Here is a 19421-nt window from a genome sequence, read left to right on the forward strand (position 1 = left end):
TTGAATGTCGCAGAAATTTGACGTAGTAGTGATCGGTGCCGGCCCTGGCGGCTATGTAGCTGCCATCAAGGCCGCGCAGCTGGGTCTCACCACTGCCTGCATCGAGAAGTACACCGACGCTGAAGGCAAACAGGCCCTCGGCGGTACTTGCCTGAACGTCGGCTGCATTCCGTCCAAGGCGCTGCTGGACAGTTCCTGGAAGTACAAGGAAGCCAAAGAGAGCTTCAACGTTCACGGTATCTCGACCGGCGAAGTCAAAATGGACGTCGCTGCGATGGTTGGCCGCAAGGCTGGCATCGTCAAGAACCTGACCGGCGGCGTTGCCACCCTGTTCAAGGCCAACGGCGTTACTTCGATCCAGGGCCACGGCAAGCTGCTGGCTGGCAAGAAAGTCGAAGTCACCAAGCCGGACGGTTCGGTTGAAGTCATCGAAGCCGAAAACGTCATCCTGGCCCCAGGTTCGCGTCCGATCGACATTCCGCCGGCTCCGGTCGATCAGAAAGTCATCGTCGATTCGACTGGCGCTCTGGAATTCCAGTCCGTACCTAAGCGTCTGGGCGTGATCGGCGCTGGCGTGATCGGTCTGGAACTGGGTTCGGTGTGGTCGCGTCTGGGTTCCGAAGTGGTTGTCCTCGAAGCATTGGACACCTTCCTGATGGCAGCGGACACCGCTGTTTCCAAGGAAGCGCTGAAAACCCTGACCAAGCAAGGTCTGGACATCAAGCTGGGCGCTCGCGTAACCGGTTCGAAAGTGAACGGCGACGAAGTCGTTGTTAACTACACCGATGCCAACGGCGAACAGTCCATCACTTTCGACAAGCTGATCGTAGCCGTTGGTCGCCGTCCGGTGACCACTGATCTGCTGGCTGCCGACAGCGGCGTGACCCTGGACGAGCGCGGTTTCGTGCACGTTGACGATCACTGCGCCACCACCGTACCGGGCGTTTACGCCATCGGTGACGTGGTTCGCGGCATGATGCTGGCGCACAAGGCCTCGGAAGAGGGCATCATGGTTGTCGAGCGCATCAAGGGCCACAAAGCCCAGATGAACTATGACCTGATTCCTTCGGTTATTTATACTCACCCGGAAATCGCGTGGGTTGGCAAAACCGAGCAGGCCTTGAAAGCCGAAGGCGTTGAAGTTAACGTCGGCACCTTCCCGTTCGCCGCTTCCGGCCGTGCCATGGCCGCCAACGATACCGGTGGTTTCGTCAAGGTCATCGCTGATGCCAAGACTGACCGCGTATTGGGCGTGCACGTGATTGGCCCGAGCGCTGCAGAACTGGTTCAGCAGGGCGCGATCGGTATGGAATTCGGCACCAGCGCTGAAGACCTGGGCATGATGGTTTTCTCCCATCCGACCCTGTCTGAAGCCTTGCACGAAGCTGCTCTGGCGGTGAATGGCGGCGCCATCCACATTGCCAACCGCAAGAAGCGTTAAGACACACAATAAGAAACCACGGCGGTAACGGCCCGTCGTGAGCCTTGCGAGCAAGTCTCACCGCGGAATGTCCGCTGGACGCAGTCTTGCGTAGCTGTACCGGGTATCCGGAAAGGCTACGCAAGCAGCAGTCACAGGTGGCGCGGCACTCATCAAGAGCGCAGCGCCGAATGCGCAGTACCTAACGAAGACGGTAAAAAGCATGAATCTTCACGAGTATCAGGGTAAGCAGCTGTTCGCTGAATACGGCCTGCCAGTTTCCACTGGTTACGCAGTAGACACCCCGGAAGCAGCAGCAGAAGCTTGCGACAAAATCGGCGGCAGCGAGTGGGTTGTCAAAGCCCAGGTCCACGCCGGTGGTCGCGGTAAAGCGGGCGGCGTCAAGCTGGTTCGCAACAAAGAAGACGCCAAGGCCTTCGCACAGCAGTGGCTGGGCAAGCGTCTGGTGACTTACCAGACTGACGCCAATGGTCAGCCAGTCACCAAGATCCTGGTTGAATCGTGCACTGATATCGCTAAAGAGCTGTACCTGGGCGCTGTCGTTGACCGTTCGAGCCGTCGCATCGTGTTCATGGCTTCCACCGAAGGTGGCGTGGACATCGAGAAAATCGCTCACGACACTCCAGAAAAAATTCTGAAAGCCACTATCGATCCACTGGTTGGCGCTCAGCCATTCCAGGGTCGCGAGCTGGCGTTCCAACTGGGTCTGGAAGGCAAGCAAGTTGCCCAGTTCGCCAAGATCTTCGTGGGTCTGGCCAAGCTGTTCCAGGATCACGATCTGGCCCTGCTGGAAGTGAACCCGCTGGTGATCAAGGCTGACGGCGATCTGCACTGCCTGGACGCCAAGATCAACATCGACGCCAACGCCATGTACCGTCAGCCTAAGCTGAAGACTTTCCACGATCCGTCGCAAGACGATCCGCGCGAAGCGCACGCTGCCAAGTTCGAACTGAACTACGTAGCCCTGGAAGGCAACATCGGCTGCATGGTCAACGGTGCCGGCCTGGCCATGGGTACCATGGACATCGTCAACCTGCACGGCGGCAAGCCAGCCAACTTCCTCGACGTAGGTGGTGGTGCTACCAAAGAGCGCGTGACCGAAGCCTTCAAGATCATCCTGTCCGACACCAACGTCGCTGCAGTACTGGTCAACATCTTCGGCGGCATCGTTCGCTGCGACATGATTGCCGAAGGCATCATCGGCGCCGTGAAAGAAGTCGGCGTGAAAATCCCGGTTGTTGTTCGCCTTGAAGGCAACAACGCTGAGCTGGGCGCTAAAGTACTGGCAGAAAGCGGTTTGAACATCATCGCTGCTACCAGCCTGACCGACGCTGCTCAACAAGTTGTCAAAGCTGCGGAGGGCAAATAATGAGCGTCCTGATCAATAAAGACACCAAAGTTATCTGCCAGGGTATTACCGGTTCGCAAGGTAGTTTCCACACCCAGCAAGCCATCGAATACGGCACCAAGATGGTTGGCGGCGTAACGCCGGGCAAAGGCGGCACCGAGCACCTGGGTCTGCCAGTGTTCAACACCGTCAAAGACGCCGTAGCTGCCACTGGCGCTACCGCCAGCGTGATCTACGTTCCGGCTCCTTTCTGCAAGGATTCGATCCTGGAAGCAGCGTTCGGCGGCATCAAGCTGATCGTCTGCATCACCGAAGGCATTCCTACCCTGGACATGCTGGACGCCAAAGTTAAGTGCGACGAGCTGGGTGTTACCCTGATCGGCCCTAACTGCCCAGGCGTGATCACCCCAGGCGAATGCAAGATCGGCATCATGCCAGGTCACATTCACTTGCCAGGCAAGGTCGGTATCGTTTCGCGTTCCGGCACCCTGACCTACGAAGCTGTGAAGCAGACCACTGACGCCGGTTTCGGTCAGTCGACTTGCGTCGGCATCGGTGGTGACCCGATCCCGGGTTCGAACTTCATCGACATCCTGAAGCTGTTCCAGGAAGACCCGAAGACCGAAGCGATCGTGATGATCGGCGAGATCGGCGGTTCGGCTGAAGAAGAAGCGGCTGCCTACATCAAGGCGCACGTGACCAAGCCGGTTGTTTCCTACATCGCTGGTGTGACTGCTCCTCCGGGCAAGCGCATGGGCCATGCTGGCGCAATCATCTCTGGCGGCAAAGGCACTGCAGACGAGAAATTCGCTGCGCTGCAAGACGCAGGCGTAAAAACCGTGCGTTCGCTGGCAGACATCGGCAAGGCCCTGGCCGAGCTGACCGGTTGGGCTGTCAAGTAAGCCTCGTGCTTGACTGACGCTTCACCAGACAAAGGCCACCTTCGGGTGGCCTTTGTTGTTTCTGAAGATCAAAAGATCGCAGCCTTCGGCAGCTCCTACAGATGATCCTGTGTAGGAGCTGCCGAAGGCTGCGATCTTTTGATCTTTGCTTTGTTTATGAAATTTAAATGCGTAAACGCGACACGGACACGTCGTGTATCGGATAGTTCGCCCTCAAACAGTGCGTTTGTCAGACAAATTCGTTAGGCTAGCAGCCATTTTTGCGTCTGCCGCCCACAAGGCATGCAACGCGCTAAACGGGTCAGTCTTATACGGACTGACAGCATTTCCCTAACCCCACAGGGAAATCCCCCTCTAAATTCCGATTCAGTAGTGTGGTATTTCCTTAATGAAAGTTTTGAAAGGTCAGGACATCCTGGCACTGGGCTTTATGACATTTGCCCTGTTCGTCGGGGCCGGCAACATCATTTTCCCGCCTATCGTCGGCCTGCAGTCCGGACCTAACGTCTGGATGGCGGCGCTGGGCTTTCTGATCACGGCGGTCGGTCTGCCGGTGGTCACCGTCGTCGCCCTGGCCAAGGTCGGTGGTGCGATGGATGCGCTGAGCAGCCCGATCGGCAAGATCGCCGGTGGTGTGCTCGCCGCGGCATGCTACCTGGCGGTCGGCCCGCTGTTCGCCACCCCGCGGACCGCGACCGTGTCGTTCGAAGTGGGTCTGGCGCCGCTGACCGGCGAAAGCCCTCTGGCGCTGTTCCTCTACAGCTCGGTGTACTTCCTGCTGGTGTTCTTCATCTCGCTGTATCCGGGCCGTCTGCTCGATACCGTGGGGCGTTTCCTCGCGCCGCTGAAAATCATCGCCCTGGCGGTACTCGGCATCGCCGCGTTCGCCCTGCCGGCCGGTGATATCGGTCAGGCCACGCCGGAATACGTCGCGGCACCGTTCTCCCAGGGCTTCATCAATGGTTACCTGACCATGGATACCCTCGGCGCGCTGGTGTTCGGTATCGTCATCGTCAACGCGATCCGCTCCCGTGGCGTCGAGTCGCCTGCGCTGATCACCCGTTACGCGATCATTGCCGGTCTCATCGCCGGTGTCGGTCTGGCGCTGGTGTACATCAGCCTGTTCCGCCTCGGTTCCGGCAGCCACGAAGTTGCGGTCGGCGCCACCAACGGCGCGGCGGTGCTGCACGCTTACGTGCAACACACCTTCGGTTCGCTGGGCAGCGGTTTCCTCGCGGTGCTGATCTCGCTGGCGTGTCTGGTGACGGCGGTGGGTCTGACCTGCGCCTGCGCCGAATACTTCAGCCGCGTGCTGCCACTGTCCTACAAGACCCTGGTGATCATCCTCGCCGCGTTCTCGCTGCTGGTGTCCAACCTGGGCCTGACCAAGCTGATCGCGTTCTCGATCCCGGTGCTGACCGCGATCTACCCGCCGTGCATCGTCTTGGTGGCTCTGAGCTTCTGCAAAGACTTCTGGCATGAACACGGGCGGATCCTCGGCCCGGTGATGCTGGTGTCGTTCCTGTTCGGCACCATCGACGCGCTCAAGGGCGCCGGTCTGGCTGACTGGATGCCGTCGCAGCTGTCGCACCTGCCGCTGAGCGAGCAGGGCCTGGCGTGGCTGGTGCCATGCGTGATGACTCTGGTGGTCGCCGTGGTCTGCGATCGCCTGCTGGGCAAGCGCAGCGAAGCCGTTGCCTGACGTTGTCTGACCCGCCACAAGCGGGTCTTCAGCGCTTAAACAGAAATGCCCCGTATCAATCGATACGGGGCATTTTTTATGGGCGTCTGGCAGTGTCTTTTTCCGCGAGCTAACGTCGAAGCACTGCCGAAGTCTTAATGTGGGAGCGAGCCTGCTCGCGAAAGCGTTGTGTCAGCCGCCATCAATGTTGTGTGATACACCGCTTTCGCGAGCAGGCTCGCTCCCACAGGTAGCATCCATACTCCACAGGGAATTGCATGTCGTTCATCCAAGCCAATCTGATCCACCTGCTGGCCGCGCTCTGGTTTGTCATCTGCTGGGGCGGCTACACCCGCTATGCGTCGTGGAAGGCCCGCGACACCGCGTGCCTCGCCAGCGTGCTGCACCTGTATCGCGAAGACTGGATGCGCCGCATGCTGCTGCGTGACAACCGTATCGCCGACGCCAGCGTGATCGGCAATCTGGAGCGCAACGCCTCGTTCTTCGCCTCCAGCACGCTGATCATCCTCGCCGGCATCCTCACCGTGCTCGGTGCATCCGAGCGCGCCGTGTCGTTGCTGGCGGACATCCCGATGGTGCAGCAGGCATCGCAGGGCATGTCGGAGATCAAGTTGCTGTGTCTGGCGCTGGTGTTCGTCTATGCGTTCTTCACCTTCAGTTGGTGCATGCGTCAGTACAACTTTGCTGCGGTGCTGGTCGGTTCCGCGCCGATGATCGGTGAGCGTCAGGTCTCGGAGCAGGAGCGCAAGGCGTTCGCACTGCGGGCGGCGCGGGTGATTTCGATGGCGGCCAACCAGTTCAACTTCGGTCTGCGCTCTTATTACTTCGGCATGAGCATGCTGGCGTGGTTTGTCAGCCCGTGGCTGTTCATGTTGATGAGTGCCGGGGTGGTCATCGTGTTGTACCGCCGCGAGTTTCATTCCGACGTGCTGGATGTGATGGTCTATACCCCTACAGAGGCACCATTGCCCGAAACCAATAAAGAGGCTGCTTGATGAGTATTCCGTTCTGGTGTGTGTTTATCAGTGCACTGTTGATTTACATCGCGCGGATGCCGGTGGGTAAAGCCATGAAAGAGCAGGGCGGTTACAACAACCACCTGCCGCGCCAACAGCAGGCGCAACTCACTGGCTATGGCGCGCGGGCGCTGGCGGCGCACCAGAACTGCATCGAAGCGTTCATCCTGTTCGCCGTGGGTGTGCTGATGGCGCACACCACGCAAACCCAAGGCTGGTTGATCGATGCGCTGGCAATCATCTTTGTGATCGCGCGAATTCTTTACGTGTGGTTGTACCTGGCGGATAAACCATCCTTGCGCAGCCTGGTGTGGCTGATCGGCCTGATCTGCAGTTTGTTGCTGATGATTAGTCCGACTTTTAGAACCGTATTGCTCTAAGAAAGCCTCTAAGCCAAGACTGACAAAAAATCACAGACAAAAGAAAACCCGCACTTGGCGGGTTTTCTTTTTCTGCATCAAGTCGCAATTATTGCTTCTTGGCAGCTTCTTCCTGAGCAGCTTGATTCGATTCAGCCTGAGCTTTGGCAGCTTCGGCGTTTTCTTTTGCTGCGTCGTTCACTTTATCCTGAGCTTTGTTCATGTCTTGCTGAGCTTGCTCAGCATGTTGGTTGGCATCTTGAGCTTTGTCCTCGGATTTTTTATCGCAGGCAGCGAGACCGAGGGAAGCGGTCAACATCAAGGCAATAGCTAAAGTCTTACGCATGGGGTGTTTCTCCTTATGGAAAATAACTACTGGCCTTAAGAGCGCAGCGCCAAAGGTTAAGTTCCTCATTTCGTTCAGATATATAAGTTTGTTTTTTAGTGGAACTTTTGCCGTATTGCTTACTACTGGCACAAGGCTCTGACGAGAGTAATTATCAAATGGCTGAAAACCCCGTTTTTGAGCGCGCGACGCGATTTCTTTCGGCCCTGCGCCATTGTCAGGTGCTCGGTTTGACGGTACACAGCGCCAGCAGCGAAGGGCTGACGGTGAGGTTGCCATACAGCGCGCAAATCGTCGGCAATCCACAGACCGGGGTTATTCACGGCGGTGCCATTACCTCGCTGATGGACACCGCGTGCGGCATGTCCACATTGTGCGTGCTGGCGGAGTTCGAAGTCTGCCCGACCCTGGACCTGCGTATCGACTACATGCACGCCGCCGAGCCGACCAAGGACGTCTATGGCTTTGCCCAGTGTTACCGGGTCACCACCGATGTGATCTTCGCTCGCGGCTTTGCTTATCAGGATGACCCGAATCAGCCGATCGCCCATGTCGTCGGCACTTTCATGCGCATGGGCAAAAACCTGAAAGGCACCCAGGGATTTGGCGGCAAGGTCAAAGGAGAGAATCGATGAGCGATGACTGGAAGCAACAGCTGCTGCAGGCTCACGCTCAGGGCGATTACGCGCCGTTGTTGCGGATAATTCCTTACGCCGGGCTGATCGGCGTCGAATGTTCCCGGGTCGGCGATGAATTGCTGTTCAAGCTGCCGGCGAACAAGGACAACATTGGTAACCCTTTATTGCCGGCGATCCATGGCGGGGTGATTGCCGGGTTCATGGAGCTGGCAGCCGCGTTGCATTTGCTGATCTTCACCGGTTCGCCCGGGGTGCCGAAGATCATCGACTTTTCTCTGGATTACCTGCGCGCCGGGCAGTTTCGCGACACTTGGGCCAAATGTCAGGTCTGTCGTCAGGGCCGGCGCGTGGCCAACGTCGCCATCACGGCCTGGCAAAGCACCGAGAGCGAACCGATTGCCACCGCCCGTGCACATTTCAAAATTGATGAGCCCTTGAAATCCTGAACGCCGCCCCCAACTCAGTGAACAACCCGCCGCCGACCCTTTGGGTCGCGGCCACTGCCATCTGATTGGAGTTTGATGACCATGAGTGTGGAAACTCAAAAGGAAACCCTGGGCTTCCAGACCGAGGTAAAGCAGCTGCTGCACCTCATGATCCATTCGCTGTATTCCAACAAGGAAATCTTCCTTCGCGAATTGATCTCGAACGCCTCTGACGCTGTCGACAAGCTGCGCTTCGAAGCCCTGGCCAAGCCTGAGTTGCTCGAAGGTGGCGCTGAACTGAAAATCCGTGTGAGCTTCGACAAGGACGCCAAGACCGTCACCCTCGAAGACAACGGTATCGGCATGAACCGTGACGATGTGATCACCCACCTGGGGACCATCGCCAAGTCGGGCACCGCCGATTTCATGAAGAATCTCTCGGGCGATCAGAAGAAAGATTCGCACCTGATCGGCCAATTCGGTGTCGGCTTCTACTCGGCGTTCATCGTTGCCGACCAGGTTGATGTGTATTCCCGTCGCGCCGGCACTCCTGCCAGCGAAGGCGTGCACTGGTCGTCGAAAGGCGAGGGCGAATTCGAAGTCGCCACCATCGACAAGCCAGAACGCGGCACCCGCATCGTCCTGCACCTGAAATCCGCTGAAGACGAATTCGCCGACGGCTGGCGTCTGCGCAACATCATCAAGAAATACTCCGACCACATCGCGCTGCCGATCGAGTTGCCGAAAGAAGTCACTGCCGCTGAAGGCGAAGAGAAGCCTGCCGTTGAATGGGAAACCGTCAACCGCGCCAGCGCCCTGTGGACCCGTCCGCGCACTGAAGTGAAGGACGAGGAATACCAGGAGTTCTACAAGCACATCGCTCACGACTTCGAAAACCCCCTGGCCTGGAGCCACAATAAAGTCGAAGGCAAACTCGAGTACAGCTCGCTGCTGTACGTGCCGGCCCGCGCGCCGTTCGACCTGTACCAGCGTGAAGCGCCGAAAGGCCTGAAGCTGTACGTGCAACGCGTGTTCGTGATGGATCAGGCCGAGTCGTTCCTGCCGCTGTACCTGCGCTTCATCAAGGGCGTGGTCGATTCCAACGACCTGTCGCTGAACGTGTCGCGGGAAATCCTGCAGAAAGACCCGATCATCGACTCGATGAAGTCGGCGCTGACCAAGCGCGTGCTGGACATGCTGGAAAAACTGGCGAAAAACGAGCCTGAGCAATACAAGGGCTTCTGGAAAAACTTCGGTCAGGTCATGAAAGAAGGCCCGGCAGAAGATTTCGCCAACAAGGAAAAAATTGCCGGTCTGCTGCGTTTCGCATCGACTCAAGGCGACGACGGCGAGCAAGTTGTCGGTCTGGCTGACTACCTGGCGCGCGCCAAGGAAGGTCAGGACAAGATCTACTACCTCACCGGCGAAACCTACGCGCAGGTCAAGAACAGCCCGCACCTGGAAGTCTTCCGCAAGAAAGGCATCGAAGTGCTGCTGCTGACCGATCGCATCGACGAGTGGCTGATGAGCTACCTCAGCGAATTCGACGGCAAGACCTTTGTCGACGTGGCACGCGGTGATCTTGATCTGGGCAACCTGGACTCGGAAGAGGACAAGAAAGCCGCAGAAGAAGTCGCCAAGTCCAAAGAAGGTTTGGTCGAGCGCCTGAAAACCGCGCTGGGCGATTTCGTGGCGGAAGTCCGGGTTTCCCATCGTCTGACCGACTCGCCAGCCATTCTGGCCATCGGCGAACAGGACCTGGGCCTGCAAATGCGCCAGATCCTCGAAGCCAGCGGGCAGAAAGTGCCGGAGTCGAAGCCGATTTTCGAATTCAACCCGAGCCACCCGCTGATCGAGAAACTCGACGGCGAGCAGAACGAAGGGCGTTTTGGCGACTTGTCGCACATCCTCTTCGATCAGGCTGCTTTGGCGGCTGGCGAAAGCTTGAAAGACCCGGCCGCTTATGTGACCCGTCTGAACAAGCTGCTGGTTGAGCTGTCAGCCTAATCACGATGTAGAAAAACCCGCTTCGGCGGGTTTTTTCATTCTGGTGTTTAACTAATCAGGAGTCAGAAATGAGCCAAGTCACTGTACGTTCCGTGGTCTATCAGCTGGATGGCCAGCCTTATGAAGGTCGTCTGGCATTCGATGCTGAGCACAAGGGCGCACGCCCGGGCCTGTTGATGGCGCCGAACTGGATGGGCGTCAGCGCCGGCGCGGAAGAAATCGCCAAGTCGGTCGCGGCCAAGGGCTACGTGGTGTTGATTGCTGACGTTTACGGCCAGGCTGTGCGTCCGCAGAACGCTGACGAGGCCGGCGCGGCGATGATGCCGCTGAAGAATGACCGTGCTCTGTTGCGCAAGCGTATGCAGGCAGCGTTCGAGCAGTTGCAGAAGCAGGGCGAGGCAGCGGTCGATACCTCGAAGCTGGCGGTGTTCGGGTTCTGCTTCGGTGGTTGCTGTGCACTGGACCTGGCGCGAACCGGTGCACCGGTGAAGGCGGCGGTGTCGTTCCACGGCACGCTCGACTCGCCGAACCCGGCGGATGCAAAGAACATCAAGGGCTCGGTGCTGGTACTGCACGGTGCCTCCGACCCGTTGGTGCCGAAAGAGCAATTGCCGGCGTTCGAAGATGAAATGAACGCGGCGAAGGTCGATTGGCAGTTGCTCAGCTACGGCGGTGCGGTGCACTCGTTCACCGATCCGCATGCCAATGTGCCGGGCAAGATGATGTACGACGCGAAGACCGCCAAGCGTGCGTTCAAGTCGATGCATGACTTGCTGGAAGAAGTGTTCAAAGGCTGATTGTTTCAAAATCAAAAGATCGCAGCCTGCGGCAGCTCCTACATCGATCGCAGGTAGGAGCTGCCGCAGGCTGCGATCTTTTGCTTTACCGGCCCGCCGGCAATTCAATCCGCTCGATTTCCCCCGGCACCGTCGGCCACTCCCCGGCCGCCCACTTGCGCCGCGCCTCATCGATCGCCGCCGGATCGCTTGCGACAAAGTTCCAGTTGATCCGCCGTGGCCCGTCCAGCGCTGCGCCGCCAAACACCACCGCGTGTACATCGCTCTCGGCAAACAGGCTCATCTCTTCTCCGGCCGGCAACACCGCCAGCGCATGGGGCTCAAGGGGCTCGCCATTCAACTGCGCATCGCCACTCAGCAAATAAATCGCGCGTTCCGCGTGCTCGGTCGGGATCAGCAAAGTGGTCGCGGTCTGCATCTTCACTTCGGCGTATAGCGTAGGAGAAAGCACCGGCACCGGTGATTCCAGGCAAAAGCCTGACCCGGCGATCATCCGGATCTGCACACCAAGGTTATCGCTGACCGGCAAGGTTGCCGCCGGGTGATGGCTGTAATGTCCCGGGCCTTGCTCATGATCCTTGGGCGAAGCGAGCCAGATCTGCAAACCGTGCATGGTGAAGCTTTGTTCCCACAACGGCTCGGGCGTGCGCTCGACGTGGGCAATCGCACTGCCGGCGGTCATCCAGCTGACATCGCCAGCACTGACCACTTGATCGGAGCCGAGGCTGTCCTTGTGCTGGATTTGCCCTTCGAACAGGTAGGTCAGTGTCGACAGACCAATGTGCGGATGCTGTCGGATGTTCATGCCTTTGCCCGTCGGATAAACCGTTTCGAGCATATGGTCGAAAAACACGAAAGGCCCGACGCTGCGGCATTTGGCTGACGGCAGCGGGCGCAGGATCGGCTGGCCTTCGACGTCTTCGGCACGCGGGCGGATGATCAGTGGTTGCGTATCCATGGTGCATTCCAGGCTGAGCGGGTGATGCCAGAAGCATAACCCGCCGCTGGCAAGAGGGTGATTACTGGCTGTCGAAGCCTTGTGGGGCGTGGGTTTCGATGCTGACGTCGGTGGTGGTCATCAGTTTGTGGATCGGGCAGCGATCGGCGACGCGCAGCAGTTCTTCACGCTGGGAATCGGTGAGGACGCCCTTGAGGGTAAGCGTCACGTGCAGGGCGTATTTGCCTTTCTGCTCTTCGCTGTTGTCGCGTTTGACCTCGACACCCACGCCGGTCAGCGGGATGTCTTTCTTTTTCGCGTACATCTTCAGGGTCAGTGCCTTGCAGGCACCAAGCGCGGCGTCGAAGTAGTCGTGTGGCTCGGGGGCCGAGCCTTCGCCGCCGGCAGACTTCGGCACGTCGGCAAACAATTCGTGGTCATCGATCTGTACGGTGTGACGAAAACCTTCGGCGGAGACGGTATTGACGGTAACAGTCATGGCAACCTCACTGGCAGTAGGAAAAAGTCGTGCGATCAAAAAAGACCTTGCAGTTATAGAGCATTCCTACGGAGGCGCGTTCCACTTTCCTGCAGGATGAACCCTTGTGATCGGCTCAGGGTCTAGGCTATGCCTACCTGCCGGAGATTACTTGTGTCCTTGTTTCGTTTGAGCCTTGCCTGCCTGCTGGCATTTGCCGGTAGCGCCAGCGCCCGCGATTACACCTACAGCGATGCGCACTTGCACTACGTGGATTTTTTCCAGGAAACCGCCGGCATGGCGAAATTGCTCACGGCCATGCAAGACAATTCCATCGATCATGTGATGATTTCCGGGATTCCCGTGGCGAAGAAATGGCATGAGGACGAACCCAAGCGTCCGCGCTATTACGCCGGCGATGACGCCGATGCCTATTGGTACAGCGCCACCGACGTGATCGTTGCCGATGCCGTACAAAAGCTGACTGCGGAGCAGCGTCAGCACTTCCATCCGTTCCTCTCGGGCTTTAACCCCAATGACAAGAACTCCGCCGCGCATATTCAACGCATGCTCGACCTGTATCCGGGGCTGTGGCAGGGCATTGGCGAAGTGTTCACCCGCCATGATGATCTGACCGCGCTGACTGCCGGCGACACGCCACGAGCCAATAACGAAGCGATGACCCGCATCTATCACCTGGCCGCCGAAAACGATCTGCCGGTGATGCTGCATTCCAATATCACCTCCAAGCGTGAGAAGAATCCGCTGTACCTGAAGGAAATCGAAGAACCCCTGCGTAATCACCCGCACACGCGGTTCATCTGGGCGCACGCCGGCACCAGCGCGGAAATCCATCGGCACCAGACGCAACTGAAATTCCTCCTGCCGACGGTGAGCCGGATGCTTGAGGCTTATCCGAACCTGTTCATTGATCTGTCGTGGAGCATGCTCACGCCGTATCTGCTGGACGAGCAGGGCAAGCCGCGTGCGGAATGGCTGGCATTGGTCGAGAAATACCCTGAGCGCTTCATGCTGGGTTCGGATGTTGTAGGCCGATTCAACAAGCTCGGTGAGGAAATGCGCAGTTTCACGCCGTTTCTTGATGCATTGCCCGAAGACGTCGCGCGCAAAGTCGCCCGGGATAACTTCCTGGCGATATTGCCCCGAACAGCAGCAAAGTCCGGGAAACCGCGCTGAATCGTTAATGCCGAGGGTTCGAAGTATCAAGGCCTTTTGATATCACCTTTTGGTCTTACGCAAATTTTCGCCGGGCCGATACCTTCTAAAGCAACCAGCTGCAGGGTTGATGCAGCGCTTTTGGAAGGAACCAGAGTCATGAGCATCCGTAGTCTCAATATCGCGCCGCGAGCCGGCCTGGGTTTTGGTGTGTTGGCGCTGATGGTGTTTGCCCTGGGGGCGTTCGCCCTGCTGCAAATGGCGAACATGCGCGCCCAGTCCGATGAGGTCGACAACAACTGGCTGCCGAGCGTGATGGCGGTCGGCGAGATGAGTCAGGACATGTTGCGCCTGCGTGCGCTGACCATGCGCCTGCTGCTTAATCGTGACCCGCAGACGCTGGCGCAGAATGTCGCCAAGCTCAATGACCTGCGCGGTGTGTTGAGCGAAGCCCAACAACGCTATGACGTGTTGATCGTGCTGCCCGAAGAGCGCAAGTTGTTCGACCGCTTCAAGGTTGCCGAGCACAAGTACCTGGAGTTTCAGGCGCAGGTCATGCAGTTGTCCGCACAGAATCGGGTGGAGGAGGCGGCGGCGATTCTCAACGGTGAAATGAGCCCGTTGGCCGACGACATGGCGGCCACCCTGAAGGAGTTGGTCGAGCTGAACAAGCACAACGCCAACCTTGCCACCGAAGCCGCGCGCCTGGTCTTCATCAATTCGCGGGTGTGGGTCGGGGTGATGATTGGCATCACCGCGCTGATCACCATCGGTCTGGCGCTGCTGCTGACCCGCAGCATCGTCCTGCCGCTGGCGCAATCACTCGGCGTGGCGGAAGTGGTGGCCGGCGGTGACCTGACGGGCGATATCAGTATCTCCGGCAAGGACGAACCGGCGCGGCTGCTGCAGGCGCTGAAAAGCATGCAGCACAACCTGCGCGACACCATCCGGCAGATTTCCGAGTCGTCCAGCCAGTTGGCGTCGGCCTCGGAGGAACTGAGTTGCGTCACCGAGGACGCCACGCGCGGGCTGCACCAGCAAAGTCTGGAGATCGAGCAAGCGGCCACCGCAGTCAATCAGATGACCGCTGCCGTGGAAGAGGTGGCGAGCAACGCCGTGGCGACTTCCGAGGCGTCGCGCGAGTCTGACCGGATTGCCCAGCATGGTCGCGAGCAGGTCAACCAGACAGTGACTTCAATTCAATTCCTGGCTGACGATGTCACGTCCAATGCAACGCAGGTCGAGGATCTGGCGCAGAAGGTTCATGGCATCAGCAAAGTGCTCGACGTGATCCGCTCGATTGCCGAGCAGACCAATCTGCTGGCACTGAACGCAGCGATCGAAGCGGCGCGGGCCGGGGATGCCGGGCGTGGCTTCGCGGTGGTGGCCGATGAGGTGCGGGCGCTGGCGCATCGCACCCAGCAATCGACCCAGGAAATCGAGCAGATGATCGGTGGCATCCAGCAGGGCACCGATTCGGCGGTCAGTTCGATGCAACAGAGCAGCGTCCGCGCCAATTCGACTCTGGAACTGGCCAAGGCTGCGGGCGTGGCGCTGGAGGAAATTGCCTCGGCGTTCACCTTGATCAACGAGCGTAACCTGGTGATCGCCAGCGCCTCGGAGGAGCAGGCGGCGGTGGCGCGGGAGGTGGACCGCAATCTGATGAACATCCGCGATCTGGCGATGCAGACGTCGGCGGGGGCAAATCAGACCAGTGCGGCAAGCCAGGAGTTGTCGCGGCTGGCGGTGGATTTGAACAATATGGTGGCCAAATTTTCGGTCTGAGCTGACCCTTGATGATCGAGCTGAACCCTGTGGGAGCGAGCCTGCTCGCGAAAGCGGTGTATCAGCCATATACAAGTCGGCTGAACTGACGCCTTCGCGAGCAGGCTCGCTCCCCACAGGGGATATGTGTCGTCGCGAAAACCGCAGGCATAAAAAAGCCCCGCAATTGCGGGGCTTTTCGGTGTAGCGGCGGATCAGCTGCCTTTGACAGCCTTGCCGTTGACCGTGCCGTCCTGGAGCATGATGTTGTACTCCTTGCCGTCGGTTTCAACCTGTTGCAGGCGCACCAGCAGGTAATCCCAGTCCTTGGCGAACCACAGCACCGTGATGCGCTTGCTTTGTGTCGGGTCGCGCACGCGCTCGACCTTGATTGCATCGATCTTGCCGGCCTTGGTGTCGACTTTCTCTGCACCCAGTACACGGAAGTCATAGGTGTCGACTTCACCGTCGTCGACCACCTGATAGCTCATGGTCTTCTTGCCGGCGGCCACGTCATGCTGCAGGGCCAGTTGGTAGGTCGACTTGTCGACCATGCCACGGTTCAGCGGGATCTTCACCGCGTCGCCACGGTCGGTGCCGGTGACCATTTTGCTGTTCCAGTCGAAGTCCAGATCAGCCTTTTTCGCTTTGCCCAGACCACCACGTTCGAAGTGGTAGGACTGCGGCAGCAGTGTATCCTTGTCCAGCGTCAGGGTGCTTTCTTCGGTCAGGCTGGCGATCATCATCGACGCCTTGAAGCTGAGTTTCCAGACGCCGTTGGCTTCCTTGGTCAGGCTGCGTTCGGCGGTGCCGCTCATGGGCAGCTGCTTCCAGTCGGCGGTATAGCTGGCGGAGAACGGTTGAAGGTCTGCCGCCTGCGCGAAAGGCAGGGCGAGCAGAGCGCAAGCGAAGAGCAGGGCGCGACGCATAAAATCTCCTAGTGTCGAATCAAGTGGCCGCTGGCCGCGAGTAACTGGCCATCCAGTAAAGCACCTTGCTCACCGAGTGCCAGTCGGCCTTCGGCAAACCAGCGTACAGCCATCGGGTAGATCAGGTGTTCCTGGACATGCACTCGCTGCGCAAGTGTCTGCGGCGTGTCGTGCAACTCTACCGGTATTACTGCCTGTACGACCAGTGGTCCACCATCGAGTTCCTCGGTGACGAAGTGCACGGAGCAGCCGTGTTCCGCATCGCCGGCCTCGAGCGCGCGCTGATGAGTGTGTAACCCTTTGTATTTGGGCAGCAGCGACGGGTGGATATTGAGCAGACGACCCTGATAGTGGCGCACGAAATCAGCGCTGAGAATGCGCATGAAGCCGGCCAGTACCACGAGTTTCGGTTTGAATTCGTCGATCAGTTCGATCAGGGCAGCATCGAAGGCCTCGCGACCTTCGAAAGCCTTGTGATCCAGCGAGCGGGTGGCGATACCCGCGTCACTGGCGCGTTGCAGGCCATAGGCGTCGGTGCGGTTGGAAATCACCGCAGCGATGCGGACCGGACTGTCGCCGGTCCGCGTGCTGTCGATCAGAGCCTGCAAGTTACTGCCGGTGCCGGACAACAGCACCACGACATCACAGGTCTGGGACATCAGTGAGCCTTGAGGTTTTTCAGCTCGACTTGAGCAGCGCCTTCGGCAGCGGCAGCGATCTGGCCGATGACCCAAGGCTGCTCGCCGGCATCACGCAGGGTGTTCAGGGCCACTTCAACGTGCTCCTGAGCCACGCAGATCACCATGCCCACGCCGCAGTTCAGTACGCGGTGCATTTCGGTCTCGTCGACGTTGCCTTTCTCTTGCAGCCAGTCGAAGACTGCCGGGCGAGTCCAGCTGGCCACGTCAACCACGGCCTGAGCGCCTTTTGGCAGAACGCGCGGGATGTTGTCCAGCAGGCCGCCACCGGTGATGTGGGCCATGGCTTTGACGGCGCCGGTGTCTTTGATCAGCTTGAGCAGCGGCTTCACGTAGATGCGGGTCGGGGCCATCAGCAGGTCGGTCAGTGGCTTGCCGTCGAGCTGAACGGTTTCAATGTCGGCACCAGACACGTCGATGATCTTGCGGATCAGCGAGTAGCCGTTGGAGTGCGGGCCGGACGATGGCAGAGCGATCAGCGCGTCACCGGTGGCGACTTTCGAGCCGTCGATGATTTCGGCTTTTTCCACCACGCCGACGCAGAAGCCGGCCAGATCGTAGTCTTCGCCTTCGTACATGCCAGGCATTTCAGCGGTTTCGCCGCCGACCAGGGAGCAGCCAGCCAGTTCGCAGCCTGCACCGATACCGGTGACCACGGTGGCAGCTACGTCGACGTTCAGCTTGCCGGTGGCGTAGTAGTCGAGGAAGAACAGCGGTTCTGCACCGCATACCACCAGATCGTTGACGCACATGGCGACCAGGTCCTGGCCGATGCTGTCGTGCTTGTTCAGGTTCAGCGCCAGGCGCAGCTTGGTGCCGACGCCATCAGTACCGGAAACCAGCACCGGCTGTTTGTAACCGGCCGGGATCTCGCAGAGGGCGCCGAAACCGCCCAGGCCGCCCATGACTTCCGGGCGCGCAGTGCGCTTGGCGACGCTCTTGATGCGTTCGACCAATGCTTCACCGGCGTCGATGTCTACACCGGCGTCCTTGTAGCTCAGGGAGGGTTGCTTGCTCATGATCCAGGCCTTTAGGGGAGGGGATTCAGGGGTAACGACCGAGTTCAGCGGGAACATCGAAATCGAGAGGGCGATGGCCTTACGCGAATTTCGGGGTGCCCGGCTGTTGCCGGTCTGCGAAGGCGCGCGATTTTATCAGGCTTGAGGGGCAGCGGCCATCCTCGCGCCGACGGGCAGGGGCATAATCGACTGAAATTTTTTGCAATTGTGCCGGGTGGCTGCCTGTATAAGGTGTGCCGATTAACCGTCTATCGTTATCACTGTGCAAAAACTTACCGCTAGCGTGTGAATGTTTTGCGATGGCAGATTGTCACAGCCTTGCTTAACCGGTTCACGCGGCCTGTTCCAGCCGCTCCTGTCGACGGGAATTTTCCATGCGTTTTTGTAAATTGTTGGTTGTGGGTTGTTTGTCGTTGGTCAGCCTGGCGAGTCATGCCGAAAACCTCAAGGGTCTCTATCAAGTGCGTCAGCCGGTCAGCAGCCAGGCGCCGGAAGAGCGTGATCGCGCCACTCAGGCGGCACTGGATACGCTGGTGTTGCGCCTGACCGGCGACCCCAAGGCTCCGCAGAATCCGGGGCTGGCGGCGATTCGCAAGGATCCGCAGCAGATCATCAGTCAGTTCGGGTTCGATGCCGGGCCGCCGGAGGTACTCAAGGTCGATTTCGATCCGGCCACCACCGAGCAAGCGCTGCGCCGCGCCGGGCTGTCATTGTGGGGGGCGAGTCGGCCGTCGATTCTGAGCTGGTGGCTGAACGATTCGACTGAAGGTTCGAGCCTGGTCGGCGACGGTCAGGCAGCGGCTGCACCGCTGCGTTCTGCGGCTCAGCATCGCGGCTTGCCGCTGCGTCTGCCGCTGGCGGATCTGAGTGAGCAACTGGTGGCCACCGCGCCAGTGCTGGATGGCACCGATCCCGCACCATTGCGCGGCGCTTCGGAGCGTTACGGCGCGGATGCCTTGCTGGCGGTGCATGCGCACGAAGAGGGCGGGCAGTGGCAGGCCAAGTGGCATCTGTGGCTGGGTGATCAGAAAGAAGCCGGCAGTGTGCAGGGCGCCGATCAGGCTGCCGTGGCCGATGCTGTGATGCTGGCGGTGGCTGAGCGTCTGGCGCCGCGCTTTGTCGCCAAGCCTGGCGTTTCGGGCCAACAGACTCTGGAAGTACAGGGCATGAATCTTGAGCATTACGCCACGCTGCTGCGGTTACTCGAACCGTTCGGTGTGCGTCTGCAAAGTGTCGATGGTGATCGTATCGTGTATCGGGTCAACGGCAGTGCCGATCAGTTGCGCGCGCAATTGTCGCTGGCGAAGTTGCAGGAGTTGCCGGCCGAAGCGCCGACGCCAGCAGCACCGCAGCTAGCCGTCGCAGGTGCGACACCTGTTGCGGCTCCAGCGCCTGCACCGGTAGCACCTTCGTTGCGGTTTCGCTGGTAAGTCTTTCCT

The 19421-nt window shown here is 59.2% G+C and carries 19 protein-coding genes; 13 read left to right on the forward strand and 6 right to left on the reverse strand.

From position 1 onward, the window contains the following. Positions 1-4 precede the first annotated feature (4 nt). From lpdA to LOY52_RS08050, 6 genes are all read left to right on the forward strand, one after another. Positions 5-1441: a dihydrolipoyl dehydrogenase gene (lpdA, locus tag LOY52_RS08025; RefSeq protein WP_007962860.1), complete on the forward strand. Its 1437-nt coding sequence runs from the start codon at positions 5-7 to the stop codon at positions 1439-1441. A gap of 202 nt (positions 1442-1643) precedes the next feature. Then, complete coding sequence (gene sucC, locus LOY52_RS08030) at positions 1644-2810, forward strand: ADP-forming succinate--CoA ligase subunit beta (protein WP_003223015.1); 1167 nt, start codon at positions 1644-1646, stop codon at positions 2808-2810. After that, a complete protein-coding gene (sucD, locus tag LOY52_RS08035; protein ID WP_003223019.1) occupies positions 2810-3691 on the forward strand; it encodes a succinate--CoA ligase subunit alpha in 882 nt (293 codons plus the stop codon). The genes sucC and sucD overlap by 1 nt, the downstream gene beginning before the upstream one ends. 388 nt (positions 3692-4079) lie before the next feature. After that, entirely contained in the window at positions 4080-5393 is a 1314-nt protein-coding gene (gene brnQ / locus LOY52_RS08040) for a branched-chain amino acid transport system II carrier protein (protein WP_027614038.1), read from the forward strand. 257 nt (positions 5394-5650) lie between these two features. Next, on the forward strand, positions 5651-6388 hold the full coding sequence (locus tag LOY52_RS08045; RefSeq protein ID WP_027614039.1) for a DUF599 domain-containing protein: 738 nt from the start codon (positions 5651-5653) through the stop codon (positions 6386-6388). Beyond that, positions 6388-6789: an MAPEG family protein gene (locus LOY52_RS08050; RefSeq protein ID WP_258679001.1), complete on the forward strand. Its 402-nt coding sequence runs from the start codon at positions 6388-6390 to the stop codon at positions 6787-6789. Before LOY52_RS08045 ends, LOY52_RS08050 begins: the two co-directional genes overlap by 1 nt. A gap of 88 nt (positions 6790-6877) precedes the next feature. On the opposite strand, the gene LOY52_RS08055 is transcribed toward LOY52_RS08050, so the two are convergent. After that, on the reverse strand, positions 6878-7114 hold the full coding sequence (locus LOY52_RS08055; RefSeq protein ID WP_007962865.1) for a hypothetical protein: 237 nt from the start codon (positions 7112-7114) through the stop codon (positions 6878-6880). Positions 7115-7272: 158 nt separating this feature from the next. Between LOY52_RS08055 and LOY52_RS08060 the strand changes: the two genes are divergently transcribed. From LOY52_RS08060 to LOY52_RS08075, 4 genes are all read left to right on the forward strand, one after another. Then, entirely contained in the window at positions 7273-7749 is a 477-nt protein-coding gene (locus tag LOY52_RS08060; protein ID WP_258679002.1) for a PaaI family thioesterase, read from the forward strand. Continuing rightward, the gene (locus tag LOY52_RS08065; RefSeq protein ID WP_027614042.1) at positions 7746-8198 is read left to right on the forward strand and encodes a PaaI family thioesterase; all 453 of its coding nucleotides are present in this window, start codon (positions 7746-7748) and stop codon (positions 8196-8198) included. Before LOY52_RS08060 ends, LOY52_RS08065 begins: the two co-directional genes overlap by 4 nt. 81 nt (positions 8199-8279) lie before the next feature. Continuing rightward, positions 8280-10184, forward strand: coding sequence for a molecular chaperone HtpG (htpG, locus tag LOY52_RS08070; RefSeq protein WP_258679003.1), 1905 nt, complete (start codon positions 8280-8282; stop codon positions 10182-10184). 68 nt (positions 10185-10252) lie between these two features. Beyond that, positions 10253-10981 carry a dienelactone hydrolase family protein gene (locus LOY52_RS08075; protein ID WP_258679004.1) on the forward strand — a complete coding sequence of 243 codons (729 nt, stop codon included), beginning with the start codon at positions 10253-10255 and terminating at the stop codon, positions 10979-10981. Positions 10982-11066: 85 nt separating this feature from the next. Here LOY52_RS08075 and LOY52_RS08080 read toward each other — a convergent pair whose 3' ends face one another. Together LOY52_RS08080 and LOY52_RS08085 are read right to left on the reverse strand one after the other, a co-directional pair. Then, positions 11067-11939, reverse strand: coding sequence for a pirin family protein (locus tag LOY52_RS08080; protein ID WP_258679005.1), 873 nt, complete (start codon positions 11937-11939; stop codon positions 11067-11069). A gap of 61 nt (positions 11940-12000) precedes the next feature. Then, on the reverse strand, positions 12001-12417 hold the full coding sequence (locus LOY52_RS08085; RefSeq protein ID WP_258679006.1) for an OsmC family protein: 417 nt from the start codon (positions 12415-12417) through the stop codon (positions 12001-12003). A gap of 129 nt (positions 12418-12546) precedes the next feature. Here LOY52_RS08085 and LOY52_RS08090 point away from each other — a divergent pair, with 129 nt between their 5' ends. Together LOY52_RS08090 and LOY52_RS08095 are read left to right on the forward strand one after the other, a co-directional pair. Further along, positions 12547-13593 carry an amidohydrolase family protein gene (locus LOY52_RS08090; protein WP_408980423.1) on the forward strand — a complete coding sequence of 349 codons (1047 nt, stop codon included), beginning with the start codon at positions 12547-12549 and terminating at the stop codon, positions 13591-13593. A 138-nt stretch (positions 13594-13731) separates the two neighbouring features. Beyond that, entirely contained in the window at positions 13732-15357 is a 1626-nt protein-coding gene (locus LOY52_RS08095; protein WP_258679008.1) for a methyl-accepting chemotaxis protein, read from the forward strand. 194 nt (positions 15358-15551) lie between these two features. Here LOY52_RS08095 and LOY52_RS08100 read toward each other — a convergent pair whose 3' ends face one another. From LOY52_RS08100 to purM, 3 genes are read right to left on the reverse strand one after another with little or no spacing between them, the layout of a single operon-like run. Beyond that, on the reverse strand, positions 15552-16265 hold the full coding sequence (locus LOY52_RS08100; RefSeq protein ID WP_258679009.1) for a DUF3108 domain-containing protein: 714 nt from the start codon (positions 16263-16265) through the stop codon (positions 15552-15554). A gap of 8 nt (positions 16266-16273) precedes the next feature. Continuing rightward, complete coding sequence (gene purN, locus LOY52_RS08105) at positions 16274-16924, reverse strand: phosphoribosylglycinamide formyltransferase (RefSeq protein ID WP_258679010.1); 651 nt, start codon at positions 16922-16924, stop codon at positions 16274-16276. Then, positions 16924-17982 (reverse strand): phosphoribosylformylglycinamidine cyclo-ligase, encoded by a 1059-nt coding sequence (purM, locus tag LOY52_RS08110; protein ID WP_258679011.1) that lies wholly within the window; start codon positions 17980-17982, stop codon positions 16924-16926. The genes purN and purM overlap by 1 nt, the downstream gene beginning before the upstream one ends. Positions 17983-18356: 374 nt before the next feature. Between purM and LOY52_RS08115 the strand changes: the two genes are divergently transcribed. Beyond that, a complete protein-coding gene (locus tag LOY52_RS08115) occupies positions 18357-19412 on the forward strand; it encodes a DUF2066 domain-containing protein (protein ID WP_258679012.1) in 1056 nt (351 codons plus the stop codon). Positions 19413-19421: the final 9 nt, after the last annotated feature.

The sequence above is a fragment of the Pseudomonas sp. B21-051 genome (assembly GCF_024748795.1).
In the GTDB taxonomy this organism is placed as follows: domain Bacteria; phylum Pseudomonadota; class Gammaproteobacteria; order Pseudomonadales; family Pseudomonadaceae; genus Aquipseudomonas; species Aquipseudomonas putida_A.